This window comes from Pseudomonas sp. IT-P176 (genome assembly GCF_949767245.1).
GTDB lineage: Bacteria > Pseudomonadota > Gammaproteobacteria > Pseudomonadales > Pseudomonadaceae > Aquipseudomonas.
The window spans coordinates 16,295-41,218 of the sequence record NZ_CATKPN010000053.1 but is presented as its reverse complement, the minus strand read 5'-3'; the positions used below and the strand labels follow the sequence as shown (position 1 = coordinate 41,218).

The window sequence follows — 24,924 nt, the reverse complement described above, 5'->3', positions numbered from 1 at the left end:
AAATCCATGAATCTGAGTGAACCCCGCGAGCTGGCGCCACTGCTTGAAGCCTTTCTGTTGGCCTCGGGAAAACCGCAATCGATGGAGCGCCTGTTCGAGCTCTTCGAAGAAGGCGAGCGTCCGGAACCGCCGGTCTTCAAGAAGGCCCTGGCGATCCTGGGCAAGTCCTGCGAGGGCCGCGCCTTTGAGTTGAAGGAAGTCGCCTCGGGCTACCGCCTGCAAATTCGCGAAAAGTTCTCGCCCTGGGTCGGACGCCTGTGGGAAGAGCGCCCGCAGCGCTACTCGCGGGCCATGCTGGAGACCATGGCGCTGATTGCCTATCGCCAGCCGATCACCCGTGGCGAGATCGAGGATGTGCGGGGCGTGGCGGTCAACAGCAACATCGTCAAGACCCTGCTGGAGCGCGAGTGGATCAGGATCGTCGGCTACCGCGAAGTTCCCGGGCGACCGGCGATGTTCGCCACCACCAAGGCCTTCCTCGACCATTTCAACCTGCAGAACCTCGACGATCTGCCGCCCCTGGCCGAGCTGCGTGAGCTGGAGCCCGAGCCGATGCTCGAGTTCGACGACGCCCCGGTTCCGCCCAGCCTGCAAGCGCTGGCCGACGCCAGTGCCGAGCCGGAAGAGCCGAAGGATGAAACCAGTTTCCATAGCCTGTTGCTGGAACTGGACTCGATGGAGGAGGGGATCAAGACCGACTTCGACGACCTGCTGCGCGATGGTGAGCCCGGCGAGGGGCCGGTGACGGACGAGGTCGCGCCTGAAGTCGAGGTCGCGCCTGAAGCCGAGCCAGAGCCAGAGCCAGAGCTAGAGCCCGACATCCTCGGTGTTGCCGAGGCCCGGGAAAAACTCCTGGCAGCGGTCGCCGCCCTGGAACCGCCGCCGCCCGAGCTGAGCGATGAAGAAGCCGAAGCCCTGGCGCTGGCCCAAGCCATCGAAGCCGAACGCCGTCAGTTCGACGACTGACACATCTCGCTACGATCTTTTGATCCTGGTTTTTGGGGGTATATCCGTTGCTGCGGTAACGGCGGCTTAGGGTTTCGCCCTTACGGCGAGGCACTTTTGTCAAACGCCGGAGTGCCGGCCCAGCCCAAAGTACCCAAAAAGTCTAGCCCCAGCGTTCGGCCCCTCGCTGAGGCTCGGGGTACCTTCGCTACGGTGCCCATCAGGGGGCATCGCCTACGGTTTGCTTCGCTGCACCTCCTCTCGATGTATGCGGCTTCGCCGCACGGCGCTACGCGCCTCCCCCTGATGCACACCTTCGCTCAGCCTGCCGAAGGGGCGGGTGGATCAAGATCAAAAGCCAGAGCACGGCGACCTGGCAGTCGGCCTGAGTGGTAAGAGCGGGCGAGGCGGCCTGCCGGCCGGCCTGTTTTTACTGGTGTTCGAATCTCCTTTTGTGGGAGCGAGCCTGCTCGCGATGACGCCAGCCCATGCACCAGCAAGGTGACTGACGCAGCACTATCGCGAGCAACCACACCGATCAGCGGAAAAAACCGATAGTCGACCGTTTATCAGCTAGTCTCTGATGCGCGAGCCGCGCCATGAGCGTATGATTCGCGACCCTTTGGCGATCCCTTCGCCAAACGACCCGCTTTTACGACTTCAGGCCACGCCTGAACAGACCACACCGGGAGGTGCCCAGATGAGTATCAACGACCAGAAAGACGACCAGGAAATCGGCCCAGCAGGCGAAAAACTGCAGAAAGTCCTCGCCCGTATCGGCGTCGGCTCGCGCCGTGACGTAGAAGCCTGGATCAGCCACGGCCGAATCAAGGTCAATGGCAAAGACGCCACGCTCGGTCAGCGTGTCGACATGCACGACGCCATCACCATCGATGGCAAGGTGATCAAGCGTGAAGAAGCGGCCGAATCGGTCCGCCGCGTGATCATGTACAACAAACCCGACGGCGAAATCTGCACCCGTGTCGATCCGGAAGGCCGTCCGACCGTGTTCGACAAGATGCCGCGTCCCAAAGAAGGGCGCTGGATCAACATCGGCCGCCTGGACATCAACACCACCGGTCTGCTGATGTTCACCACCGACGGTGAGCTGGCCAACCGCCTGATGCACCCTTCCTACGAAATGGACCGCGAATACGCGGTGCGTGTCCGTGGTGAAGTCGACGACGAGATGATCGAGCGCCTGAAGGCGGGCGTGGTCCTCGAAGACGGCCCGGCCAAGTTCACTGACATCAAGCAGGCGCCAGGTGGCGAAGGTTTCAACCACTGGTACCACTGCGTGGTGATGGAAGGTCGCAACCGCGAAGTACGTCGCCTGTGGGAATCCCAGGGCCTGGTGGTAAGCCGCCTGAAGCGTGTGCGTTTTGGTCCGGTGTTCCTCAACTCCGACCTGCCGATGGGCCGCTGGCGCGAAATGAGCCAGTACGAAGTCGACATTCTGAGTGCTGAAGTTGGCCTGACCCCAGTGGCCATGCCGCAGATGAACGCCAAGAGCAAAGACAAGCTCGATCGCATGCAGCGTAAATCGTCGCGTCCGATGGGCAAGACCGAGCGCGTGCGCACCTTGCGTCCAGCCGCCGGTGCCCCGGCTGCCGCTCCGCGTCCAGCACGTGAGCCGCATATCGAAGGCGAGCGTGCGAGCCGCAAGCCGGCAGGACGTCAGGACGGCGAGCGCGGTCCGCGTTCGCCACGTCCGGCCAACGGTCGCACAGAGCGCGGCGAAGGCCGTGGCGCTCCGGCAGGTCGTGGTACGCCAGTGGCAGACCGCCCGGCCGACACCAACCGCCCGGCCAAGCCTGCGCCGAAAAAGCGTCCAGGCATTGTCCTGGTCGACCGTGACGCGCCATCGGGCAAGCGTCGCGGCGCACCGGCCGGTTCCGGCCAGCGTCCTGGCTTTGGCCGTCGCAAGCCGGAGTGAGCTTGAAGCAGCGCTGAGCTTCAAGCGCTAAGCCGCACGTGAAAACGCCAACCTTCGGGTTGGCGTTTTTTTTGCCCGCTTGAAACTGCTGTGCTGTGTGGGGGGAGGGTCCCAGCTGGAAAGTTGGCGTTACGGTGTGTAACGAAAATCTGACGAAAACCCCGGATTACCCCTGTGTAATCGTCGCGCTCGCAAAACTGTAAGGAAAATTTTCCGCAAGCGCTCGTCACAACTGTCTTCCAAGGCTCTGGCCCGCTTGTTTCACGGGGCGTAGCGCGGTGTCATGCGCCCCATGCCTGTCGTGCAGGTGCATAACAAGAAGGAGGCGCAATGTACGCCGTGAGTCATCTTCATCTCTCTTCGTGGGGCGATTTTTCCGTCACCCCCGCCACGGACCCGCAAAGGTCTGAACCTATTTTTGCAGCCGCCCGCGACCTTCGAGGCGGACACAGGCAATCCCGGCCAACGACACGCTAAACCAGCGAGGTCTGGCAGCAGGGGGTTAGCGGTGTACAATGCGCCGCGTTTTACCTGTGACCCTCTGCGTAACCACGCAATTTCAAGGCTACCCGCCTTGTTCACTCCGCCGCGTCACGAGCGTGTCGGGTTCGATTTCGTCACAGATAAAAACAAACAGGTGACGCATGACCGTTGTAAATACGCTGAACTCCTGGTGCTTGCGCTGGGGTTTGATCGGCGCTGCCGGATCCTGATCCGGACGGCAACGTCTTAACGAATATCATCAAACCTTGCGTGAGACCCTTTCATGAGTGGACAAACCTCGCATTCAGGCGAGCTGAAACGCGGCCTGAAAAATCGCCATATTCAACTGATCGCCCTCGGTGGCGCGATTGGTACCGGATTGTTCCTGGGCTCTGCCGGCGTACTGAAGTCGGCCGGCCCGTCGATGATCCTCGGCTACGCCATCTGCGGCTTCATCGCCTTCATGATCATGCGCCAGCTGGGCGAAATGATCGTCGAAGAGCCGGTGGCCGGCTCCTTCAGTCACTTCGCGCACAAATACTGGGGCGGCTTCGCCGGCTTCCTGTCGGGCTGGAACTGCTGGATCCTGTACATCCTGGTGGGCATGTCGGAGCTGACCGCGGTCGGTAAATACGTGCACTACTGGTGGCCGGAGATCCCGACCTGGGCCTCGGCGGCCGTCTTCTTCCTGATGATCAACGCGATCAACCTGGCCAACGTCAAAGTCTTTGGCGAGGCCGAGTTCTGGTTCGCGATCATCAAGGTGGTGGCGATTGTCGGCATGATTGCCCTGGGCAGCTACCTGCTGGTCAGCGGCACCGGCGGCCCGCAAGCCTCGGTGAGCAACCTGTGGGAACACGGTGGTTTCTTCCCTAACGGTGTCAGCGGTCTGGTGATGGCGATGGCGATCATCATGTTCTCCTTTGGCGGCCTGGAAATGCTCGGCTTCACCGCCGCAGAAGCCGACCAGCCAAAAACCGTGATCCCCAAGGCCATCAACCAGGTGATCTACCGGATCCTGATTTTCTACATCGGCGCCCTGGTGATCCTGCTGTCGTTGACTCCATGGGACAGCCTGCTGAGCACCCTGAACGCCTCGGGCGACTCCTACAGCGGTAGCCCGTTTGTCCAGGTGTTCTCGATGCTGGGCAGCAACACCGCCGCCCACATCCTCAACTTCGTGGTCCTGACCGCGGCCTTGTCGGTGTACAACAGCGGTACCTACTGCAACAGCCGCATGTTGCTGGGCATGGCCGAGCAGGGCGATGCGCCCAAGGGCCTGGCCAAGATCGACAAGCGCGGCGTGCCGGTGCGTTCGATCCTCGCTTCGGCCGCGGTGACCCTGGTGGCGGTGCTGCTCAACTATCTGATCCCGCAACATGCGCTGGAACTGCTGATGTCGCTGGTGGTTGCCACGCTGGTGATCAACTGGGCGATGATCAGCTTCTCGCACTTCAAGTTCCGCCAGCACATGAACCGCACCCGGCAGACGCCGCTGTTCAAGGCTTTGTGGTACCCGTACGGGAACTATGTGTGCCTGGCGTTCGTGGTGTTTATCCTCGGCATCATGTTGATGATCCCGGGCATTCAGATCTCGGTGTATGCGATTCCGGTGTGGATCCTGTTCATGTGGGTCTGCTATGGCATCAAGAACAAGCGCAGTGCGCAACGGGCTTTGAATGGGGTGCCTGCTGTTGATTAAGTAGGTGCTGATGTTGCAGCGAACCCGGCCTTGTGCCGGGTTTGTTGTTTTTAATGCGGGGGATTGTGTGTATATCCGTTTTTTGGGGTGTGGCTACTAATGGTTCCATTGATGTTGGCTGTGCCGATCCCTTCGCAGCAGGCTCGCTCCCACGGGGATTCAGGTTGTTCGCAGATTCGGCATACACCCACTGAACTTGTGGGAGCTGGCTTGCCAGCGATAGCGGTATGTCAGCCACCATTGATGTTGGCTGTGCTGCCCCATCGCGGGCAAGCCCGCTCCCACGGGAACCCATAGCGGCCCGACCGCAGAAATGGATATGCCCCCAATCAAACCCAGCGATCGCGTATCCTGACCCCCCTGATTACGGACCGCTTTCCATGCTGGTGATTTCCAACAACGTGCATCTGCCGGATGCCGAGATCGAGTTGACTGCCATTCGGGCGCAAGGCGCCGGTGGGCAGAACGTCAACAAGGTCTCCAGTGCCGTGCACCTGCGCTTCGACATTCCGGCCTCGTCCTTGCCCGAGTTCTACAAGGAACGCCTGCTCGCGCTGCGCGACAGCCGGATCACCAGCGATGGCGTGATCATCATCAAGGCCCAGCAATACCGCACCCAGGAGCAGAATCGGGCGGATGCCCTGGAGCGATTGACTGAGTTGATCCTGGCCGCCACCAAGGTCGAAAAGAAGCGCCGCCCGACCAAGCCGACCCTCGGCTCGAAGAAACGTCGGCTGGAGTCCAAGACCAAGCGGGGCTCGATCAAGGCCGGGCGTGGCAAGGTGGATTTCTAGCGGTTTTCCCGCAGTCTCGGTGCCTGGCGGTATAGATAGATGCTCAGTGCCAGGCCGCTGAGGGCCGCGAGGGCGGCGAACAGGAAGATCGAGGCGAAGCCGAAGCCTGCGGCGATTGCGCCGGCCAAGGGGCCGGTAATGCCCAGGGACAAGTCGATGAACAGCGAATAGGCACCCACGGCTGCGCCACGGCTGGAAGCGGGTACCAGGTTGACCGCTTCCACGCCCAAGGCCGGGAACACCAGCGAAAAACCGAACCCGCTCAACGCTGCCCCGGCCAATGCCCAGTTCGCGTCCGGGGCCAGCCACAACAGCAGCAGGCCGAGGGTTTCCACCGACAGGCAGGCAATCGCCACCCGAAACCCGCCCAGGCGGTTGATCAGGTTGCCGAACAGCAGGCGCGCGCCAATGAAGCTGGCGCCGAACAGGCTCAGGCACAGCACGGCGTTATCCCAGTGCTGGGTGGCGTAATACAGGGTAATGAAGGTGGCGATGGTGCCAAATCCGATGGACCCCAGCGCCAGTCCGCACCCGTGGGGCAGCACCCGTCCCAGCACATGCAGGAAGGGCAGGCGCTCGCCGGCGACGATCGGCGCAGCGGTTTTTGGCCAGGCCAGCAGCAAGCCGACCAGCGCCAGTAAAATGATGCTCACGCCCATGCTCCACAGCCCGTACTGGCGCACCAGCAGGACGCCAAGCGGTGCACCCACCGCCAACGCGCCGTAGCTGGCGATGCCATTCCAGGAAATTACCTTGGCGGTGTTCGGCGCGCCGACTCGACCGATGCCCCAGCCGATCGAGCCCGATCCCACCAGGCTTTCCGCGCTGCCGAGGACCAGGCGGCCGATCAACAGGCTGATCAGGCTCACCATCGGCAGGCTCTGGGTCCACGCCGAGAGCAGCATGAACACCCCGCTCAGGCCGCAGCCGGCCAAGCCATAGATCACCGCCAGCTTGCTGCCCTTGTTGTCGATGATACGTCCGGCATAGGGGCGGCTGAGCAAGGTGGCGAGGTATTGCACGCTGATCACCAGGCCCGCGATGACCGCGCCAAATCCCAGGTCGCTGTGCACATAGCCGGGCAATACGGCCAGGGGGATGCCGATGTTCAGGTAGCCGATGAAGGTAAACAGGACGATGGAAACGACTTGCAGCGTGACCGCCATGGGGCGCTGGGGATCTGGCATGGGGAAAGTCCACGGGACAGCAGGATAGATAGGCTGCTTATGATACCGGTGGTTGGCGCAGTGCAGGGGGAGAATTTGCCGGGTTGGGCGGCGGTGCTCGATCAGGTTTTGCTGGGCGCGACCAATTGGGTGGTGACCAGGGCGGCGAGGGCGTTTTCCTGGCTGCCGAAACGGTCCAGGAGCAGGGCTTGCTTCTCGGGCGTCAGGCGGTTCCAGACGTCGATCATCTGTTGCGCGGCATCGATCAGCACGCTGGCCTGTGATTCGTCGAAGGTGTCGGTCATGGCGGGGGCTCGGGTTTCAGGCTGTGTGGAAAGCGCATCAGTCAGCGCTTTCCACACGGTCTGGGTAGTGCGCTTAGTCTTCGCTGTCGGCCTTGCGGCTACCAGTGGCTTCCTTTGGCTCGGGCTGTTGGGCACCGGCTTGTTGCGGGGTTGTCTGCTCAGTTTCGTGCAGGCTTGGGAAGGGGAGATTCGGAATCTCGTGCATGTTACTTGCTCCTCGCAAAGTCTGTTTGTAAATCGCTGTGTAGAACCACGCTTTCAAAAAGCCTTGGCAGGATACAGCAGGAGAAATGACAAATAGACTTTTATCTCGGATTTCTGCGACAGATGGCCGCACTGTAGCGGCACAACCCCCGTAGCAGCAGCCTCGCAAGCTCGACAGCTGCTACGGGCTGCTACACGCGGTAGCGTTTAGTCACGGCAGACGTCAGCGATCGCCTCGGCCAGCAAGTCCAGGCGCGTGGCGTCGATCCCGGCCACGTTGGCGCGTCCCGAGCTGACCATGTACACGCTGTGTTGCTCGCGCAGTTTTTTCACCTGTTCTGGCGTCAAACCTGTGTAGGAAAACATCCCGCGCTGTACACCGATATGGGCGAAACGCTCGCGCAGACCGTGGGGTTCCAGCGCTTCCACCAGGCCCGAACGCAGTTGGGCGATACGCTGGCGCATGGCTTCCACTTCGTCGGCCCAGCGCTGTTTCAACTCTGGGTCGCCGAGGATGGTCGCTACCACGGCCGCGCCGTGATCCGGTGGCGTCGACCACAGGTTACGGGCGATGTGGGCCAGTTGGCTGCGTACATCGGTCAGCTTCTCGGCATCCTTGGCGCAGACAATCAGCGCCCCGGTGCGATCGCGGTACAGGCCGAAGTTCTTCGAGCAGGAACTGGTGATCAACAGCTCAGGCAGCTCCTCGGCGAACAAGCGCACGGCCCAGGCATCCTGCTCCAGGCCATCGCCAAAGCCCTGGTAGGCGAAGTCGATCAGCGGCAACAATTCGCGGCTGCGCACCACGTCCAGCACCCGGCGCCAGTCATCCTGGGACAGGTCGAAACCGGTCGGGTTATGGCAGCAGGCGTGCAACAGCACCACATCACCCTTGGGGATCAGGTTCAGGGTGGCCAGCATGGCCTCGACATCCAGGCGGTTGTCACTGCCCACGTAAGGGTAGTGGCTGACCTTGAGGCCGGCGGTCGCGTAGATGGTTTCGTGGATCGGCCAGGTCGGGTTGCTCAGCCAGATGCCACGGCCAGGCAGGCAGTGCGCGATGAAGTCGGCACTCAGGCGCAAGGCCCCGGTGCCACCCGGAGTCTGGGTGGCGCCGGCCCGCTGTTCGGCGATCAGCGCCGAGTCGGCGCCCAGCACCAGTTCGTTGATCACCTTGCCGAACGCCGGGTCACCGTGACCACCGATGTAGGTCTTGGTGCCCTGGCCATCCACCAGGCGCTGTTCAGCGAGTTTCACTGAGTGCGGGATCGGCGTCAGGCCCTGGGCGTCTTTATAGACACCCACGCCGAGGTCGAATTTGCGCGGATTGGGGTCCTGCGCATAGGCCTCCATCAGGCCGAGGATCGGGTCGCCGGGCACCCGGCCGATGGCGTCGAAAAACATTACTTGCGGCCCTCGGCGTCCTTGGCCACTTCGTCAGTGCGCGCGGCCATGATGAAGTCATTGCGGTGCAGGCCCTTGATCGAGTGGCTCCACCAGGTCACGGTGACTTTGCCCCACTCGGTGAGCAGGCCTGGGTGGTGACCTTCGGCTTCGGAGATTTCACCCATGGTGTTGGTGAACGCCAGGGCGAACTTGAAGTTCTTGAACAGGAAAACTTTTTCCAGCTGCATGACGCCGTCGCGAACTTCGATGTTCCAGTCAGGGATCTGCTTGATCAATACCGGCAGTTCTTCGTCGCTGACTTGTGGGGCATCGGCGCGGCAGGCTTCGCAATGGGCTTGGTTGAGAGCGGTCATGGTGGTTTCCTGATTTCGATTCTTGTTAGACGTTACTATTTTTTGTGGGGCGCCGCGACTGCGGCGTCCTCAGGCCGCCTTGGGTTTTGGCGGAAATTTCGGCGCGTGCAGACCCAGCTGCATGCCCTGCTGGACCATACCCATGATGTCCTCGTGGGCCAGGTCGAACAGGCGCTTGAGGTTGGGCAGGACAAAGTACAGGGGCTGCAGGATGTCGATGCGGTACGGCGTGCGCATCGCTTCCAGCGGATCGAAGGCCTGGTGCTCGGGCTCGCCGGACAGGCTGTACACGGTTTCCTTCGGCGAGGAGAGAATGCCGCCGCCGTAGATGCGCTGGCCTTCAGGGGTGTCGACCAGGCCGAACTCGATGGTCATCCAGTACAGGCGCGCCAGGTACACCCGCTCTTCCTTGGCCGCCTGCAAGCCAAGCTTGCCGTAGGTGTGGGTGAATTCGGCGAACCACGGGTTGGTCAGCAGTGGGCAGTGGCCGAAAATCTCGTGGAAAATGTCCGGCTCTTGCAAGTAATCCAGTTCTTCGCGGGTACGAATAAAGGTCGCGACAGGAAACTGCTTGCTGGCCAGCAATTCGAAAAAGGTCTGGAACGGAATCAGCGCCGGAACCCGGGCAACTTGCCAGCCGGTGGTTTCACCCAGGACCTTGTTGATTTCGTCGAGCTGGGGAATGCGGTCATGGGGCAGGCCGAGCTTGTCGATGCCTTCCATGTATTCCGGGCACGCACGACCCTCGAGCACTTTCAATTGGCGAGTGATCAGCGTGTTCCACACCGCGTGTTCTTCAGCGGTGTAGTGGATAAACCCTTGCGCATCGGGCTCGCGGGCCACGTATTGCGTCTGCTTCATGCTGCTCTCCTGCAAAGGGATACGTTCTTGTTATGTCTTGCTATGGACCTAGAAATACCCCGAAGCGTGCGACCGCGCAGCAGGGTGCGGGACGAGCGGGTAGGAAAATTCGCCAGTTTTCGTAAAGTTTTCGTTACGCAAAGCGGCCTGTGGCGTACCTATTGCGATTTCCCGGTTTGAAAAGCCCTGAAGCTGTCACATAATCTTGACGACTAACTTTGGGTGTCGGCAGAAAAATCCTCGCCACCCGCTGTCCATCTCCTTGTCCGGGCCTTTTTATGCGTATCAAAGTCCATTGCCAGAACCGCATCGGCATCCTGCGCGACATCCTCAACCTGCTGGTGGAGTACGGGATCAACGTCGCTCGCGGGGAGGTCGGCGGTGAGCATGGCAACGCGATCTACCTGCATTGCCCGAACCTGATCAACATCCAGTTCCAGGCGCTGCGGGCGAAATTCGAGGCGATTGCCGGGGTATTCGGGGTCAAGCGGGTAGGGCTGATGCCCAGCGAGCGCCGGCACATGGAACTCAATGCCCTGCTCGGGGCGCTGGAGTTCCCGGTGCTGTCGATCGACATGGGCGGCTCGATCGTCGCGGCCAACCGTGCGGCGGCGCAATTGCTCGGGGTGCGGGTCGACGAAGTGCCGGGGATCCCGCTGTCACGCTACGCCGAGGATTTCGACCTGCCGGAACTGGTGCGCGCCAACAAGTCGCGGATCAATGGCCTGCGGGTCAAGGTCAAGGGTGACGTGTTCCTGGCCGACATCGCCCCCCTGCAGTCGGAACACGACGACAGCGAGGCCATGGCGGGCGCAGTGCTGACCCTGCACCGGGCCGACCGGGTTGGCGAGCGCATCTACAACGTGCGCAAGCAGGAGTTGCGCGGCTTTGACAGTATTTTCCAAAGCTCCAAGGTGATGGCGGCGGTGGTCCGGGAAGCGCGACGCATGGCGCCCCTGGATGCGCCGCTGTTGATCGAGGGCGAGACTGGCACCGGCAAGGAACTGCTGGCGCGCGCCTGCCACCTGGCCAGCCCGCGCGGCCAGTCGCCGTTGATGGCGCTGAACTGCGCCGGGTTGCCGGAGTCGATGGCCGAGACCGAGTTGTTCGGCTACGGCCCCGGCGCGTTCGAAGGCGCGCGGGCCGAAGGTAAGCTCGGGCTGCTGGAATTGACGGCAGGCGGCACGCTGTTTCTCGATGGCGTCGGCGAAATGAGCCCGCGCTTGCAGGTGAAATTGCTGCGGTTCCTGCAAGACGGTTGCTTCCGCCGAGTGGGCAGCGATGAAGAGGTCTACCTGGATGTGCGGGTCATCTGTGCGACCCAGGTCGACCTCTCCGAGCTGTGTGCCAGCGGTGAGTTCCGCCAGGACCTGTACCACCGCTTGAATGTGCTGTCGCTGCACATCCCGCCGTTGCGCGAGTGCCTCGACGGCCTGACGCCGCTGGTCGAGCACTTCCTCGATCAGGCCAGCCGGCAGATCGGCTGCCCCTTGCCGAAACTGGCGCCGGCGGCCATGGACCGGCTCAGCCACTACCACTGGCCGGGCAACGTCCGGCAGTTGGAGAACGTGCTGTTCCAGGCGGTGTCACTGTGCGAGGGCGGCACCGTCAAGGCCGAACACATTCGCCTGCCGGACTACGGCGTGCGCCAGCCGCTGGGGGATTTTTCCCTGGACGGCGGGCTGGATGAAATTGTCGGACGGTTTGAAAAGGCCGTGCTGGAACGCTTGTATTCAGAACACAGCAGCAGTCGATTGCTCGGTAAACGCCTGGGTGTTTCCCACACCACCATTGCCAACAAGTTGCGCGAGTATGAAATCGGCAAACTTGAGCGCTAACTAAGTCGCCCTTGAATGCGTGGGCCTTAGTTGGCGAATTGCTGCTTTGTTAATACTAATCATTATTGAATGAGGATTAATCCTGTTTGACCTTTCGCTGATCTGAATCATGGAAAATTACAGGGCGGCCATCTAGGCTCAGTGCACTTTCTGGCAGGAGCCCTGGCCATGACGACGGTTGATGAGTCCGCTCTACGTGCGCGCAAGGAAAGGCGGCTGTTGCTGTTCCTGATCGTGTTTCTTTTTCCCCTGCTATCGGTGGTGATAGTCGGCGGCTACGGCTTTTTCGTCTGGTTCCTGCAAATGTTCCTCGGCCCTCCCGGGGCTCCACACTGATTGCCAGTCCAGGTGAGTTAACAGGCAGGGAGTGTTGGCCATGGAACAAAAACTACATATCGCCAGTTTGATCGTGCAGGCCCGTGTCGAGATGTTTGCCGCGGTGAAAGCCAATCTGCGCCTGCTCCAGGGTGTTGAACTGCACCAGGAAAGCCCCGAGGGCAAACTGGTGGTGGTCCTGGAAATGCACGGCGAACCGCAGATCCTCCAGCGCATCGAACAGATTGGCCGCCTGCCCGGCGTGCTCAACGCCTCCCTGGTTTACCACGAGATCCTCGATCCGAGCGGAGAACACCCATGCCCATGACCCGTCGTGAGTTCGTCAAGGCCCAGGCGGCCGGGATTGCTGCGGCGGCTGCCGGGCTGCCGGTGTTCACCTCGGCCAGCAACCTGATCACCGAGCAGGACATGGTCGCCCTGACCTGGAACAAGGCGCCGTGCCGGTTTTGTGGCACCGGTTGCAGCGTGATGGTGGCGACCAAGGACAACCGGGTGGTAGCGACCCACGGCGATGTCAAAGCCGAGGTCAATCGCGGCCTGAACTGCGTCAAGGGCTACTTCCTGTCCAAGATCATGTATGGCGTGGACCGCCTGACCCAACCGCTGTTGCGTATGACCAACGGGCAATACGACAAGCAGGGTGAGTTCCAGCCGGTGTCCTGGAAACAGGCGTTTGATGTGATGGAGTTGAAGTTCAAGGAAGCACTGAAAAACAAAGGCGCAGACTCGATCGCCATGTTCGGCTCCGGACAATGGACGGTGTGGGAAGGCTACGCCGCCAACAAGTTGATGAAGGCCGGGTTTCGCAGTAACAACCTCGACCCCAATGCCCGACATTGCATGGCCTCGGCGGTCATGGGGTTCATGCGCACCTTCGGTATCGATGAGCCCATGGGTTGCTATGACGACATCGAAGTCACCGACGCGTTTGTGTTGTGGGGCTCGAACATGGCGGAGATGCACCCGATTCTCTGGAGTCGGGTCACGGATCGTCGCTTGAGCCAACCCGATGTCAAAGTTGTGGTGCTGTCGACCTTCGAGCATCGCAGCTTTGAATTGGCCGATATTCCCATGGTGTTCAAACCGCAGACTGACTTGTTGATCCTCAACTACATCGCCAACTACATCATTGAAAGTGGCTCGGTGAACCAGGAGTTTGTCAGCCGGCACACGCGGTTTGCCAAGGGGGTCGACGACATCGGCTACGGCTTGCGCAGCGATCATCCGCTGGAACAACAGGCCAAGAATGCCGACAAGGCGAACACCTGGACCGACATCGACTTCGAGCAGTTTGCCGCCTTTGTCAAACCCTACACCCTGGAACGCACCGCCAAGGAGACCGGGGTTCCAGCCGAACGGCTCAAGGCGCTGGCGCAGTTGTATGCCGACCCGAAACGCAAGGTAGTGTCCTTCTGGACCATGGGTTTCAACCAACACACACGCGGGGTGTGGGCCAACAACCTGATCTACAACATCCATTTGCTGACCGGCAAGATCAGCGAGCCGGGCAACAGCCCGTTCTCCCTGACCGGCCAGCCTTCGGCCTGTGGCACGGCGCGGGAAGTGGGGACCTTTTCCCACCGCCTGCCGGCAGACATGCTGGTCACCAATCCGGCACACCGCGCCACCGCCGAGAAGATCTGGAAACTGCCGGCCGGCACCATCAATCCCAAGGTCGGTTTCCATGCGGTGCAGCAGAGCCGCATGCTCAAGGACAGCGTGGTCAACGTGTACTGGACCATGGCCAGCAACAACATGCAGGCCGGGCCCAACATCATGCAGGAAGTCTTGCCGGGCTGGCGTAACCCGCAGAACTTCGTGATCGTTTCCGACGTATACCCCACGGTGTCCGCGCAAGCCGCCGACCTGATCCTGCCCACGGCCATGTGGGTGGAAAAGGAGGGGGCCTATGGCAATGCCGAGCGGCGTACCCAGTTCTGGCATCAACTGGTATCCGCCCCGGGGGATGCCAAGTCCGATCTCTGGCAACTGGTGGAATTCTCCAAGCGCTTCACCACCGATGAGGCCTGGTCCGCGCAGTTGCTCGACAGTGCCCCGCAGTACAAAGGCAAGACCCTGTACGAGGTGCTGTTCAAGAATGGCAACGTCGATCAGTTCCCGATCGAGCAGATGGAGCCAGGCTTTGAAAACGACGAAGCCAAGGACTTTGGGTTCTACCTGCAAAAAGGCCTGTTCGAAGAGTACGCCCAGTTCGGCCGGGGCCACGGTCATGACCTGGCGCCGTTCGATCGGTATCACACCGAACGCGGCCTGCGCTGGCCAGTGGTGGACGGCAAGGAAACCCGCTGGCGCTTCCGCGAAGGCCATGATCCCTACGTGGAGAAGGGCAGTGGCGTGCAGTTCTATGGCTACCCCGACAAGAAAGCGATCATCTTCGCGCTGCCCTACGAGCCGCCGGCGGAATCCCCTGACCAGGAGTTCCCGTTCTGGCTGAGCACCGGGCGGGTGCTTGAGCACTGGCACACCGGGACCATGACCCAGCGCGTTGAAGAACTCTACAAGGCGGTACCCGATGCTCTGGTGTACATGCACCCGGCCGATGCCAAGGCGCTCAATGCCAGGCGCGGCAGTGAGGTCAAGGTGATCAGCCGACGCGGGGAAATGCGCGCACGTATCGAAACCCGTGGGCGCAACAAGCCGCCCCAGGGGCTGGTGTTCGTGCCGTTCTTCGACGCCAACCGCTTGATCAACAAGGTCACTCTCGATGCGACGGACCCGATCTCGAAGCAGACGGACTATAAAAAGTGCGCGGTCAGGATCGAGCTGATCAAGACTGCCTGAGGAGAGCTGTGATGAATGCTCGTACGCTGTCCTTGCTGCTTGCACTGCTGCTTGGCATGCCCGCGGCCTTTGCCGCAGAGCCTGGGTATCCGCTGGATGCGCCCGCCCCCGATGGCAGGCGTGTCGGCGGCACCCTGACCCAGGAACTGCCGGCGCCGCCCATCGCCGAGGAGGAGAACAAGGACCTCAAGCGCGAGCGCAATTATCCCGAACAGCCGCCGACCATTCCCCACAGCATCCGCGGTTATCACATCGACAAGAACAGCAACAAATGCCTGTCCTGCCACAGTCGGGCCAACAGCGCGTTGACCCAGGCGCCGATGATCAGCATCACCCACTACATGGACCGCGACGGCCAGGCGCTGGCCGCCGTTTCACCACGGCGCTACTTCTGCAATCAGTGCCACGTGCCGCAGCGAGACGTGAAGCCGTTGGTCAACAACGACTTCAAGAATATTGACCAGGTGCTGCAAGACGAAATCAACCGCAAGCAGAAACCCTGAGGAGTGGTCATGAAGTCATTGTGGGTAGTGTTCAAAGACTACTGGCAGATCTTGCGTCGCCCCAGTGTCCACTACAGCCTGGGTTTCCTGACGCTCGGCGGGTTCATTGCCGGGGTGATTTTCTGGGGTGGATTCAACACGGCGCTGGAAGCGACCAATACCGAAAAGTTCTGCATCTCCTGCCATGAAATGCGCGACAACGTGTTTGTCGAGCTGCAGGAAACCATCCACTACACCAACCGCTCGGGGGTGCGCGCAACCTGTCCCGATTGCCACGTACCGCATGAGTGGACCCACAAGATCGCGCGCAAGATGCAGGCGTCCAAAGAGGTCTGGGGCAAGGTGTTCGGCACCATCAATACCCGCGAGAAGTTTCTCGGTATGCGCCGTGAACTGGCGGAGCACGAGTGGGCCCGGCTCAAGGCCAACGACTCTCGCGAGTGCCGTAATTGTCACAACTTCGAGTTCATGGATTTCACCCGCCAGGGCAAGCGCGCCGCCAACATGCACTCGACTTCCCTGGCCAACGGCGAGGCGACCTGCATCGACTGCCACAAAGGCATCGCCCACAAGCTGCCCGACATGAGCGGCGTCAAGGGCTGGTAGCCGTGCTGTCCGGCCGATTGCCGTAAAGCGGCATAAGCGCGCCGGTTTTTCGTCTCTGCCATCCTCCACCTCTCTCCTCTGAATTGTCCCAAGTCCTGTGTTTAAAGGACCTGGGGCCTTTGCGCGCAAGTTGGTCTGCAAATTGCTAAAGCCTTGCCAGTACAGCAGTGGGCGGCAAACGTCCGGCATGCAGAGGAAAGACTGTGGACAAGTACCTTTATGTGGCCATGACCGGCGCCAGCCAGAACGCGCTGGCGCAAAAGGCCCATGCCAACAACCTGGCCAACATCTCCACCAACGGTTTCCAGAAAGACCTGGAGCAGGCGCGGTCGATGCCGGTGTTTGGCGACAGCTTTCCGGCGCGGGCCTTTGCCCTGTCCGAACGTCCGGCCACTGACTTCAGTCCGGGCTCGCTGGTGGAAACCGGGCGTGACCTCGACGTGGCGGTCAGCGGCAACGGCTGGATTGCCGTGCAGAACCCCGACGGCAAGGAAAGTTACGTGCGCACCGGCAGCCTGAATGTCGACGCCCTGGGTGTGCTGCGTGCCGGCAATGGCATGCCGGTGATGGGCAATGGCGGGCCGATTGCCGTGCCGCCCGAGCAGAAGATCGAAGTCGGCCAGGACGGCACCATCAGTATCCGTGCCATGGGTGAAGGCCCGCGTGTGATGGCGGAAGTCGACCGCATCAAGCTGGTCAACCCGGACCTGAAGAACATGACCAAGGGCCTCGACGGTTCGATCCACACCAAGGACGGCCAGCCCGCACCGGCCGATGCCAACGTGCAACTGGTCTCGGGTTTCCTCGAGTCGAGCAACGTCAACGCGGTGGAAGAAATGACCTCGGTGCTGGCCCTGGCCAAGCAGTTCGAGCTGCACGTCAAGATGATGAACACCGCCAAAGAAGACGACCAGGCCATGGCTCGGGTCTTGCAGATCAGCTAATTATCAGAACGTCGCGCCGTAAAACAGGCGCACGAGGAGAATCGAATGCTTCCGGCTCTATGGGTTGCCAAAACAGGCCTGTCCGCCCAGGACACCAACCTGACGACCATTTCCAACAACCTGGCCAACGTCTCGACTACGGGTTTCAAGCGTGACCGTGCCGAGTTCCAGGACCTGCTCTACCAGATCAAGCGCCAGCCGGGCGCCCAGTCGACCCAGGACAGCGAACTGCCGTCGGGCCTGCAACTGGGTACCGGTGTGCGCATCGTCGGCACCCAGAAGAACTTCACCGCCGGCAGCCTGCAAACCACCGAGCAGCCGCTGGACATGGCCATCGACGGTCGTGGCTTTTTTCAGGTCCTGCAGCCGGACGGGACTACGTCCTACACCCGTGACGGGACCTTTCACCTGGACTCCAACGGCCAGATCGTGACCGCCAGTGGTTATGCCCTGGAGCCGGCCATTGTCATCCCCGCCGAAGCCCAGACCTTCACCGTGGGTCGCGATGGCACCGTGTCGATCACCATTGCCGGCAACCCGGCCGCCCAGGTGATCGGCAACCTGCAAACCGCCGACTTCATCAACCCGGCCGGCCTGCAGGCCACCGGCAACAACCTGTTCCTGGAAACTGCCGCCAGTGGTGCGCCACAGATCGGCACCCCAGGCCTGAACGGTTTTGGTACCACCCTGCAAAGCACCCTGGAAACCTCCAACGTCAGCACCGTGGAAGAGATGGTCAACATGATCACCACGCAACGTGCCTACGAGATGAACTCCAAAGTCATCTCCACCGCCGACCAGATGCTTTCGTTCGTCACGCAGAATCTGTAATCAAGTCTATGGGGCGGCTTGAGGCCGCCTGCAACACCGTGAGGTTAGGGTCATGAATCGCTTTGTATCTGTTCTCGCATTGAGTGGGATCGCCGTGCTCGCGGGCTGCGTCGGGCCGACGCCAAAACCCAATGACCCTTACTACGCCCCGGTGTTGCCACGCACGCCCTTGCCGGCGGCAGCCAACAATGGCTCGATCTACCAGGCCGGTTTCGAGCAGAACCTGTACAGCGACCGCAAGGCGTTCCGGGTCGGTGACATCATCACCATCACCCTCAACGAAAAAACCCAGGCCAGCAAGAACGCCAACTCGCAAGTGGGCAAGACCAGCAAGGCCAACATCGGCCTGACCTCGTTGTTCGGCGCGGTGCCCAACACCAATAACCCGTTCGGCAGTGGCGACCTGAGTTTGGACGCCGGCTACAGCGGTGACCGCGCGACCAAGGGTGACAGCAAGGCCGGGCAGGGCAACAGCCTGACCGGCTCGATCACGGTGACCGTGGCCGACGTGTTGCCCAACGGCATCATCGCCGTGCGCGGCGAGAAGTGGATGACCCTCAACACCGGTGACGAATTGGTGCGCATTGCCGGCCTGGTGCGCGCCGACGACATATCCACCGACAACACCGTGTCTTCGACCCGGGTCGCCGACGCGCGCATTACCTACTCGGGCACCGGCTCGTTTGCCGATGCGAGTCAGCCAGGCTGGTTCGACCGTTTTTTCCTAAGCCCGCTGTTCCCTTTCTAGGTGATGACCCTCTCCATGCTGAACTTCAAGCACCTGCTGGCGGCCGCGTTGTTGCTGGGCACCTCCCTGGGCGTGCAGGCCGAGCGGTTGAAGGACATCGCCAGTATCTCCGGCGTGCGTTCCAACCAGTTGATCGGCTATGGCCTGGTCGTCGGCCTCAATGGCACGGGTGACCAGACCACCCAGACCCCGTTCACCCTGCAGACCTTCAACAACATGCTCTCGCAGTTCGGCATCAAGGTGCCGCCGGGCTCGGGCAACGTGCAGTTGAAGAACGTCGCTGCCGTGTCGATCAGTGCCGATTTGCCGGCGTTTGCCAAGCCGGGGCAGCAGGTCGACATCACCGTGTCTTCTATCGGCAACTCCAAGAGCCTGCGTGGCGGCACCTTGCTGCTGACCCCGCTCAAGGGCATCGATGGCAACGTCTATGCGGTGGCCCAGGGCAACCTGGTGGTGGGTGGTTTTGACGCCGAAGGTCGTGACGGTTCGAAGATCACCGTCAACGTGCCGTCGGCTGGTCGCATCCCTGGCGGCGCCTCGGTGGAGCGCGCGGTCCCGAGCGGGTTCAACCAAGGCAACAGCCTGACCCTCAACCTCAACCGTTCGGACTTCACCACGGCCAAGCGCATCGTCGACAAGATCAACAGCCTGCTCGGCCCGGGTGTCGCCCAGGCGATCGATGGCGGTTCGGTTCGCGTCAGCGCGCCACTGGATCCGAGCCAGCGGGTCGACTACCTGTCGATCCTCGAAAACCTCGAAGTCGACCCCGGCCAGGCGGTGGCCAAGGTCATCATCAACTCGCGCACCGGCACCATCGTGATCGGCCAGAACGTCAAGGTGTCGCCGGCGGCGGTGACCCACGGCAGCCTGACCGTGACCATTACCGAAGACCCGATCGTCAGCCAGCCAGGGGCTTTCTCCAACGGCCAGACGGCGGTGGTGCCGCGCTCCAATGTCAACGCACAGCAGGAAGCCAAGCCGATGTTCAAGTTCGGCCCGGGCACCACCCTCGACGAAATCGTGCGTGCGGTGAACCAGGTCGGCGCGGCACCGGGTGACCTGATGGCGATCCTCGAAGCCTTGAAACAGGCCGGCGCCCTGCAAGCCGACCTGATCGTGATCTAAGGTGACGAACATGGACATGCGCAAGAGCGGCCTGGTCAGCAGCAGCGATTCGGCGGCCTACTCCGACCTCAATCGGCTGAACCAGCTCAAGGTCGGCGACAAGAACAGCGACGGCAACATGCGCAAGGTGGCGCAGGAGTTCGAATCGCTGTTCCTCAATGAAATGCTCAAGTCGATGCGCTCGGCCACCGACGCGCTGGGCCAGGACAACCCGCTGAACACCGCGGCGGCCAAGCAGTACCAGGAAATGTACGACCAGCAGCTGGCGGTTTCCATGTCCCGCGAGGGCGGCGGCATTGGCCTGGCCGATGTGCTGATGCGCCAGATGTCGAAGAACAAACCACTGGCCCCCGGCGAGGCGGCCGCGTTGTCGGCGGCTAAGCAGGAGGCCGCGAAAGCAGCGGTGCATACACCGATTGCCGCTGGCACGGTGGCCACTGATGGGCCGTTGTCGCGCCTCAATGGCCAGCGTCCGTTGTGGGCCTCGCGCTCGATCAATCCACCGCAGGCAGCGGAGCAGGGCGTGCACGGCAATGACATGGCGCTGATCAACCAGCGGCGCCTGGCGCTACCGCCGAAACTGGCGGACCGCTTGTTGGCAGGCCTGGTGCCTTCGGCCAGCGGGACGGCGGCCACCACCGCTACCAGCACCTTGCCCAACCGTGCGACCCGTGACGGCAACGCGCTGGTCAAGGGCGACTGGCAGCCGGCGCAGAGCTATTCCGCCGAGCGCGGACGCCTGCAGGTCTATGGCCGTGCGATGGCGCAGCCGCCCCTGGCGCCGGCGCCAAAAGCCTTCAACTCGCCAGACCAGTTCATCACCACCATGCTGCCGATGGCGCAGCAGGCGGCCGACCGTATCGGCGTCGATCCGCGTTACCTGGTGGCCCAGGCCGCCCTGGAAACTGGCTACGGCAAGTCGGTGATGCGCGCCGCCGATGGCAGCAGCAGCCACAACCTGTTCGGGATCAAGACCGGCAGCACCTGGAAGGGTGCGCAGGCCCGCGCCATCACCAGCGAATTCCGCAATGGCGAGATGGTCAAGGAGACGGCCGAGTTCCGTTCGTACGCGTCCTACCAGGACAGTTTCCATGACCTGGTGACCTTGCTGCAGAGCAACAATCGTTATCAAGAAGTGTTGAAGTCGGCCGATAACCCCGAACAGTTTGTGCGTGAGCTGCAAAAGGCCGGGTACGCCACCGACCCCAACTACGCCAGCAAGATTTCGCAGATTGCCAAACAAATGAAGAGCTATGAGAACTACGCCTCGGCGGGCTCTTCCACGAATTTATAAGGTCTGAACCATGAGCTTGATCAATATCGGGATGTCGGGTCTGAATGCGAGCCAGGCGGCGTTGGCCACGGTCGGCAATAACATTGCCAACGCCAACGCTGCGGGCTACTCGCGTCAACAACTCATCCAGACTAGTGCAGGCTCGCAGCAGGTCGGTGGCGTGTTCATCGGGTCCGGCACCACCCTGGCCGATGTGCGCCGGGTGTACAACGCCTACATCGATGCGCAGTTGCAGACCACCACCTCGCTCAATGGTGATGCCCAGGCCTATCTCGACCAGATCGGTGCGGTCGACAAGTTGCTGTCGGACAAAAACACCGGGGTTTCGGCCGCCCTCGGCAGCTTCTTCGCCTCGCTGCAGACCGCGGCCGGTGCCCCCGGCGACATGTCGGCGCGGCAACTGCTGCTGACCAATGCGCAGACCCTGAGCAATCGCTTCAATGCGATCTCCAGCCAGCTCACGCAGCAGAATGACGGGATCAACAGCCAGTTGACCACCCTGGCCTCGATGGTCAACCAGCACACCGCAACCATCGCCTCGCTCAACCAGCAAATTACCCAGGCAAGCACTTCCGGCAGCACCCCGAACAACCTGCTGGATGCGCGCAACGAAGCGGTTCGCTCGTTGAACGAGCTGGTGGGGGTCAAGGTGCAGGAGCACGACGGGGTCTACGACATCTCGCTGGGCACCGGCCAGACGCTGGTCACGGGCAACACCTCCAACACTTTGTCGGCAGTCCCGGGCAAGACCGACAAAAGCCAGTACAGCCTGCAGATCGACTACCCGCAATCGAGCATCGAGGTGACCTCGGTCGTCACGGGCGGCAAGATGGGCGGCCTGATCCGCTATCGCAACGACGTGCTGGCGCCGGCCATCAACGACCTGGGGCGCACCGCGCTGGTGGTCTCCGATGCGTTCAACAAGCAACTGGGCCAGGGCCTGGATGCCAATGGCGAGTTCGGTTCGTCGTTGTTCAACAATATCAACAGCCCGCAGGCCATCAGCCAGCGCAGCTTGGCCACCACCGGTAACAGCGCCGGTTCCGGCAACCTCGACGTGACCATCGGCGACAGCAGCGCGTTGACCGCGTATGACTATCAAGTGACGTTCACCAGCGACAAGAACTACAGCGTCAAGCGTTCCGACGGCACCACCCTGGGACCGTTCGACGTCACCAAGACTCCACCGGACATGATTGATGGCTTCACCCTCAAGCTCAACGGTGGTGGGCTGAGTGCCGGCGACAGCTTCAAGGTCAGCCCGACCCGCTCCGGCGCCAGCGACCTCAGCGTGCAGTTGAAAGATCCCAACAAACTGGCGTTCGCCGGGCCGTTGCTCGCGGACAAAGGCAGCTCCAACTCCGGCACGGGCGCCTTGAGCAGCCCGAACCTGTCATCGATGCTGGATATCTACGGCGGCGCCGAACTGGGCCAGTTGCAGAGCCAGATCGAAGGCGCGATGCCGGTGCGCATCGCCTTCGACGAAGCCAAGGACGGGACCCAGACCTATCGCGTGCTGAACGAGGCGGGCGCCGAAATCGGCAAGGGCAGTATTGTGCCGGGCCAGGACAACAAGCTGACGATCAACGTGCCGGTACTCGATGCGGCCGGCAATCCTGTGAAGAACGCCGATGGCACGGCCAAGACCGTTGGTTTCAATACCACGGTCAGCGGCTCGCCGGGCAAGGGCGACAGCTTCGATATCAAGTTCAACCAGGACGGCAAGGCGGACAACCGCAACGCCAATGAAATGCTCGCCCTGCAGACCAAGGCCACCGTTGGCGTCGGGGGCGGCAATGCCGGCGTCAGCATGGGGCAGGCCTACAGCCAGTTGGTTTCCACCGTTGGGGGCAAGGCCAGCCAGGCCAGCGTCGACGGCACGGCCAACAACGCCGCGCTGGCCTACGCCAAGTCCAGCCGCAGTTCGGTTTCGCAGGTCAACCTGGATGAAGAGGCCAGTGATCTGATCAAGTTCCAGCAGTACTACACCGCGTCGTCGCAGATCATCAAGGTCGCGCAGGACACGTTCTCGACACTGATCAACAGTCTTTAAGGGAGTCCTTGACGATGCGTATTTCTACCGCTCAGTTCTTTGAGACCAGCACGGCCAAGTACCAGAACAACTTCACCTCAGTGGTCAAGACCCAGGAGCAGATCGACTCCGGTGTGCGCATCCAGACCGCCGCGGATGATCCTGTCGGGGCTGGCCGCTTGCTGCAATTGCAGCAGCAGAAAGACATGCTGCTGCAGTACGCCGGCAACATGAACAGCATCAAGTCGTCGCTGACCAACCAGGAAAGCGTGCTCGACAGCATCAACACGGCCTTGCAGAAAGTCAGCGAGCTGGCCTTGCAGTCGGGTGGCGGGGTTATCAGCGACGCGGACCGCAAGTCGATCGCCGACGAGCTGGGCAATATCGAAGAGCAGGTGTTCAGCCTGCTCAACAGCAAGGACGAGTCGGGCAACTACATGTTTTCCGGCTCCAAGACCGACGTCCCGCCTTATGTGCGCAACAACGACGGCACCTACACCTACCAGGGTGACGATACCCAGCTCAACCTGCAGGTCTCGGACACCCTGAGCCTGGCGGCCAGCAACACCGCCAAGAGCATCATGGAAGGGTCGGTGAATACCGGTCGCACCCAGGCGGTCCTGCAGCCACCGTCGGTCAACGATGGCAAGGTTGCGGTCTCCGATGGCCTGATCAGCTCCAACCAGACCTACAACAAGAGCTTCGCCGCCGGCCAGCCGTACACGCTGGAGTTCACCAGCAGCACCCAGTACATCCTCAAGGACGCAACCGGCAAGGATGTGACTGCAGAAGTGCCGGGCAATGGCCAATTCGACTCGACGAAGGAGGGCGCCCACAGCGTCAACCTGCGCGGGGTGAAGTTCGACATCAACCTGAATCTGGCGGACGTACCTGCGGCCGACCTGGATGCGGCGGTCAAGGGGCACGTGTTCACCCTGCAAGCCAAGCCGGACAGCTTCAATGCCTCCCGCAGCCCCGGCAACCCGTCGACGGCCCAGGTCACTGGCGCCACCGTGACCGATGCCAAGGCCTATGGCGACAGCTTTCCGGGCAATGGCGCAGTGATCAAGTTCACCAGCGATACCGAGTACGAGGTCTATGCCCAGCCGTTGAGTGCCAACAGCAAGTCCATCGGCAAGGGCAGCCTGAACGCCGCTGGCGACTCCCTGACGGCGGTAGGGGTCAAGTTCGATCTCAGTGGTGCGGTGAAGTCCGGCGATCAGTTCGTGGTCGGCGCCAACAACCATCAGACCCAGAGCGCGCTGGACACCATCAGCCAGTTGCGCCAGGCCTTGGCAACTCCGAGCGATGGCGACCTGGTTGCCCAGCAGAAGCAGAAGAATGCGATCAACTCGGCCATTGGCAACCTGCAGAACGCCAGTGCCGGGATCGACAACGCCCGTGGTTCCATTGGTGCACGCCTGAAGGCGATCGACATCCAGGCCGGCGAAAACGTCAGCATGGGCCTGGCCAACGACTCGACCATGGCCGCCATTGGCAACACCGACATGGCCAGCGCCTCGATTGAGCTGAGCTTCCAGAAAGCCATGCTCGAAGCTTCCCAGCTGGCCTTTGTGAAAATCTCCCAGTTGAGCCTGTTCAACAAGCTTTGATCCCCGCCTGAATACCGGCCCACCCTGATTCCGGGAGTGGGCCGGTGCAGCTTGAATTCCGCGCTTTTTCCCGCCTCATCCCCACCTGTTTGCCGG

23 protein-coding genes are annotated in these 24,924 nt (G+C 61.7%); 17 read left to right on the top strand and 6 right to left on the bottom strand.

Annotated elements, in window-relative coordinates:
* Positions 1 to 6 precede the first annotated feature (6 nt).
* The 4 genes from scpB to arfB all read left to right on the top strand — a co-directional run bounded on the left by scpB (position 7) and on the right by arfB (position 5,860).
* Positions 7 to 966 (top strand): SMC-Scp complex subunit ScpB, encoded by a 960-nt coding sequence (scpB, locus tag ACM6IP_RS15845; RefSeq protein ID WP_414861840.1) that lies wholly within the window; start codon positions 7 to 9, stop codon positions 964 to 966.
* 679 nt (positions 967 to 1,645) lie between these two features.
* Entirely contained in the window at positions 1,646 to 2,881 is a 1,236-nt protein-coding gene (gene rluB, locus ACM6IP_RS15840) for a 23S rRNA pseudouridine(2605) synthase RluB (protein ID WP_095170015.1), read from the top strand.
* 766 nt (positions 2,882 to 3,647) lie between these two features.
* Positions 3,648 to 5,066: an amino acid permease gene (locus ACM6IP_RS15835; protein ID WP_095170014.1), complete on the top strand. Its 1,419-nt coding sequence runs from the start codon at positions 3,648 to 3,650 to the stop codon at positions 5,064 to 5,066.
* 380 nt (positions 5,067 to 5,446) lie between these two features.
* Positions 5,447 to 5,860, top strand: coding sequence for an alternative ribosome rescue aminoacyl-tRNA hydrolase ArfB (gene arfB / locus ACM6IP_RS15830; protein WP_095170013.1), 414 nt, complete (start codon positions 5,447 to 5,449; stop codon positions 5,858 to 5,860).
* Here arfB and ACM6IP_RS15825 read toward each other — a convergent pair.
* The 6 genes from ACM6IP_RS15825 to phhA all read right to left on the bottom strand — a co-directional run bounded on the left by ACM6IP_RS15825 (position 5,857) and on the right by phhA (position 10,156).
* Positions 5,857 to 7,047 carry an MFS transporter gene (locus tag ACM6IP_RS15825; RefSeq protein WP_414861839.1) on the bottom strand — a complete coding sequence of 397 codons (1,191 nt, stop codon included), beginning with the start codon at positions 7,045 to 7,047 and terminating at the stop codon, positions 5,857 to 5,859. The two genes, arfB and ACM6IP_RS15825, sit on opposite strands and share 4 nt — an antisense overlap.
* 101 nt (positions 7,048 to 7,148) lie before the next feature.
* On the bottom strand, positions 7,149 to 7,331 hold the full coding sequence (locus tag ACM6IP_RS15820; RefSeq protein WP_095170011.1) for a hypothetical protein: 183 nt from the start codon (positions 7,329 to 7,331) through the stop codon (positions 7,149 to 7,151).
* A 73-nt stretch (positions 7,332 to 7,404) separates the two neighbouring features.
* Positions 7,405 to 7,536, bottom strand: coding sequence for a hypothetical protein (locus ACM6IP_RS15815; protein WP_256585517.1), 132 nt, complete (start codon positions 7,534 to 7,536; stop codon positions 7,405 to 7,407).
* A 206-nt stretch (positions 7,537 to 7,742) separates the two neighbouring features.
* A complete protein-coding gene (locus ACM6IP_RS15810; RefSeq protein WP_414861838.1) occupies positions 7,743 to 8,939 on the bottom strand; it encodes an amino acid aminotransferase in 1,197 nt (398 codons plus the stop codon).
* Entirely contained in the window at positions 8,939 to 9,295 is a 357-nt protein-coding gene (locus ACM6IP_RS15805; RefSeq protein ID WP_095080175.1) for a 4a-hydroxytetrahydrobiopterin dehydratase, read from the bottom strand. The genes ACM6IP_RS15810 and ACM6IP_RS15805 overlap by 1 nt, the downstream gene beginning before the upstream one ends.
* A gap of 69 nt (positions 9,296 to 9,364) precedes the next feature.
* Positions 9,365 to 10,156, bottom strand: a complete 792-nt coding sequence (phhA, locus tag ACM6IP_RS15800) for a phenylalanine 4-monooxygenase (RefSeq protein WP_414861837.1) — start codon at positions 10,154 to 10,156, stop codon at positions 9,365 to 9,367.
* A 278-nt stretch (positions 10,157 to 10,434) separates the two neighbouring features.
* On the opposite strand from phhA, the gene ACM6IP_RS15795 reads away from it, so the two are divergent.
* From ACM6IP_RS15795 to ACM6IP_RS15735, 13 genes are all read left to right on the top strand, one after another.
* Positions 10,435 to 11,994 (top strand): sigma-54-dependent transcriptional regulator, encoded by a 1,560-nt coding sequence (locus tag ACM6IP_RS15795; RefSeq protein ID WP_095170008.1) that lies wholly within the window; start codon positions 10,435 to 10,437, stop codon positions 11,992 to 11,994.
* A 168-nt stretch (positions 11,995 to 12,162) separates the two neighbouring features.
* Complete coding sequence (locus tag ACM6IP_RS15790) at positions 12,163 to 12,330, top strand: periplasmic nitrate reductase, NapE protein (protein WP_414861836.1); 168 nt, start codon at positions 12,163 to 12,165, stop codon at positions 12,328 to 12,330.
* A 40-nt stretch (positions 12,331 to 12,370) separates the two neighbouring features.
* On the top strand, positions 12,371 to 12,637 hold the full coding sequence (locus tag ACM6IP_RS15785) for a chaperone NapD (protein ID WP_159994364.1): 267 nt from the start codon (positions 12,371 to 12,373) through the stop codon (positions 12,635 to 12,637).
* On the top strand, positions 12,628 to 15,132 hold the full coding sequence (gene napA, locus ACM6IP_RS15780; RefSeq protein WP_320333895.1) for a nitrate reductase catalytic subunit NapA: 2,505 nt from the start codon (positions 12,628 to 12,630) through the stop codon (positions 15,130 to 15,132). The genes ACM6IP_RS15785 and napA overlap by 10 nt, the downstream gene beginning before the upstream one ends.
* 11 nt (positions 15,133 to 15,143) lie before the next feature.
* Positions 15,144 to 15,635, top strand: coding sequence for a nitrate reductase cytochrome c-type subunit (locus ACM6IP_RS15775; protein WP_414861835.1), 492 nt, complete (start codon positions 15,144 to 15,146; stop codon positions 15,633 to 15,635).
* 9 nt (positions 15,636 to 15,644) lie between these two features.
* Positions 15,645 to 16,241, top strand: coding sequence for a cytochrome c3 family protein (locus ACM6IP_RS15770; RefSeq protein ID WP_095170003.1), 597 nt, complete (start codon positions 15,645 to 15,647; stop codon positions 16,239 to 16,241).
* A gap of 203 nt (positions 16,242 to 16,444) precedes the next feature.
* Complete coding sequence (locus tag ACM6IP_RS15765; RefSeq protein WP_095170002.1) at positions 16,445 to 17,185, top strand: flagellar basal body rod protein FlgF; 741 nt, start codon at positions 16,445 to 16,447, stop codon at positions 17,183 to 17,185.
* Positions 17,186 to 17,230: 45 nt separating this feature from the next.
* Entirely contained in the window at positions 17,231 to 18,016 is a 786-nt protein-coding gene (gene flgG, locus ACM6IP_RS15760; protein WP_027620992.1) for a flagellar basal-body rod protein FlgG, read from the top strand.
* A 52-nt stretch (positions 18,017 to 18,068) separates the two neighbouring features.
* Complete coding sequence (gene flgH, locus ACM6IP_RS15755; protein WP_095170001.1) at positions 18,069 to 18,764, top strand: flagellar basal body L-ring protein FlgH; 696 nt, start codon at positions 18,069 to 18,071, stop codon at positions 18,762 to 18,764.
* Positions 18,765 to 18,779: 15 nt separating this feature from the next.
* The gene (locus ACM6IP_RS15750; protein WP_095170000.1) at positions 18,780 to 19,889 is read left to right on the top strand and encodes a flagellar basal body P-ring protein FlgI; all 1,110 of its coding nucleotides are present in this window, start codon (positions 18,780 to 18,782) and stop codon (positions 19,887 to 19,889) included.
* 10 nt (positions 19,890 to 19,899) lie between these two features.
* Positions 19,900 to 21,183: a flagellar assembly peptidoglycan hydrolase FlgJ gene (gene flgJ / locus ACM6IP_RS15745; protein ID WP_414861834.1), complete on the top strand. Its 1,284-nt coding sequence runs from the start codon at positions 19,900 to 19,902 to the stop codon at positions 21,181 to 21,183.
* Between the two features lie 10 nt (positions 21,184 to 21,193).
* Positions 21,194 to 23,236, top strand: a complete 2,043-nt coding sequence (flgK, locus tag ACM6IP_RS15740) for a flagellar hook-associated protein FlgK (RefSeq protein ID WP_401129100.1) — start codon at positions 21,194 to 21,196, stop codon at positions 23,234 to 23,236.
* 14 nt (positions 23,237 to 23,250) lie between these two features.
* Positions 23,251 to 24,828 carry a flagellar hook-associated protein 3 gene (locus ACM6IP_RS15735; RefSeq protein ID WP_159994372.1) on the top strand — a complete coding sequence of 526 codons (1,578 nt, stop codon included), beginning with the start codon at positions 23,251 to 23,253 and terminating at the stop codon, positions 24,826 to 24,828.
* The last annotated feature ends 96 nt before the right edge of the window (positions 24,829 to 24,924 follow it).

Coding starts and splice junctions, on each gene's coding strand:
- scpB (WP_414861840.1), top strand. CDS start 7: ATGAATCTGAGTGAACCCCGCGAGCTGGCGCCACTGCTTGAAGCCTTT.
- rluB (WP_095170015.1), top strand. CDS start 1,646: ATGAGTATCAACGACCAGAAAGACGACCAGGAAATCGGCCCAGCAGGC.
- ACM6IP_RS15835 (WP_095170014.1), top strand. CDS start 3,648: ATGAGTGGACAAACCTCGCATTCAGGCGAGCTGAAACGCGGCCTGAAA.
- arfB (WP_095170013.1), top strand. CDS start 5,447: ATGCTGGTGATTTCCAACAACGTGCATCTGCCGGATGCCGAGATCGAG.
- ACM6IP_RS15825 (WP_414861839.1), bottom strand. CDS start 7,047: ATGCCAGATCCCCAGCGCCCCATGGCGGTCACGCTGCAAGTCGTTTCC.
- ACM6IP_RS15820 (WP_095170011.1), bottom strand. CDS start 7,331: ATGACCGACACCTTCGACGAATCACAGGCCAGCGTGCTGATCGATGCC.
- ACM6IP_RS15815 (WP_256585517.1), bottom strand. CDS start 7,536: ATGCACGAGATTCCGAATCTCCCCTTCCCAAGCCTGCACGAAACTGAG.
- ACM6IP_RS15810 (WP_414861838.1), bottom strand. CDS start 8,939: ATGTTTTTCGACGCCATCGGCCGGGTGCCCGGCGACCCGATCCTCGGC.
- ACM6IP_RS15805 (WP_095080175.1), bottom strand. CDS start 9,295: ATGACCGCTCTCAACCAAGCCCATTGCGAAGCCTGCCGCGCCGATGCC.
- phhA (WP_414861837.1), bottom strand. CDS start 10,156: ATGAAGCAGACGCAATACGTGGCCCGCGAGCCCGATGCGCAAGGGTTT.
- ACM6IP_RS15795 (WP_095170008.1), top strand. CDS start 10,435: ATGCGTATCAAAGTCCATTGCCAGAACCGCATCGGCATCCTGCGCGAC.
- ACM6IP_RS15790 (WP_414861836.1), top strand. CDS start 12,163: ATGACGACGGTTGATGAGTCCGCTCTACGTGCGCGCAAGGAAAGGCGG.
- ACM6IP_RS15785 (WP_159994364.1), top strand. CDS start 12,371: ATGGAACAAAAACTACATATCGCCAGTTTGATCGTGCAGGCCCGTGTC.
- napA (WP_320333895.1), top strand. CDS start 12,628: ATGCCCATGACCCGTCGTGAGTTCGTCAAGGCCCAGGCGGCCGGGATT.
- ACM6IP_RS15775 (WP_414861835.1), top strand. CDS start 15,144: ATGAATGCTCGTACGCTGTCCTTGCTGCTTGCACTGCTGCTTGGCATG.
- ACM6IP_RS15770 (WP_095170003.1), top strand. CDS start 15,645: ATGAAGTCATTGTGGGTAGTGTTCAAAGACTACTGGCAGATCTTGCGT.
- flgG (WP_027620992.1), top strand. CDS start 17,231: ATGCTTCCGGCTCTATGGGTTGCCAAAACAGGCCTGTCCGCCCAGGAC.
- flgH (WP_095170001.1), top strand. CDS start 18,069: ATGAATCGCTTTGTATCTGTTCTCGCATTGAGTGGGATCGCCGTGCTC.
- ACM6IP_RS15750 (WP_095170000.1), top strand. CDS start 18,780: ATGCTGAACTTCAAGCACCTGCTGGCGGCCGCGTTGTTGCTGGGCACC.
- flgJ (WP_414861834.1), top strand. CDS start 19,900: ATGGACATGCGCAAGAGCGGCCTGGTCAGCAGCAGCGATTCGGCGGCC.
- flgK (WP_401129100.1), top strand. CDS start 21,194: ATGAGCTTGATCAATATCGGGATGTCGGGTCTGAATGCGAGCCAGGCG.
- ACM6IP_RS15735 (WP_159994372.1), top strand. CDS start 23,251: ATGCGTATTTCTACCGCTCAGTTCTTTGAGACCAGCACGGCCAAGTAC.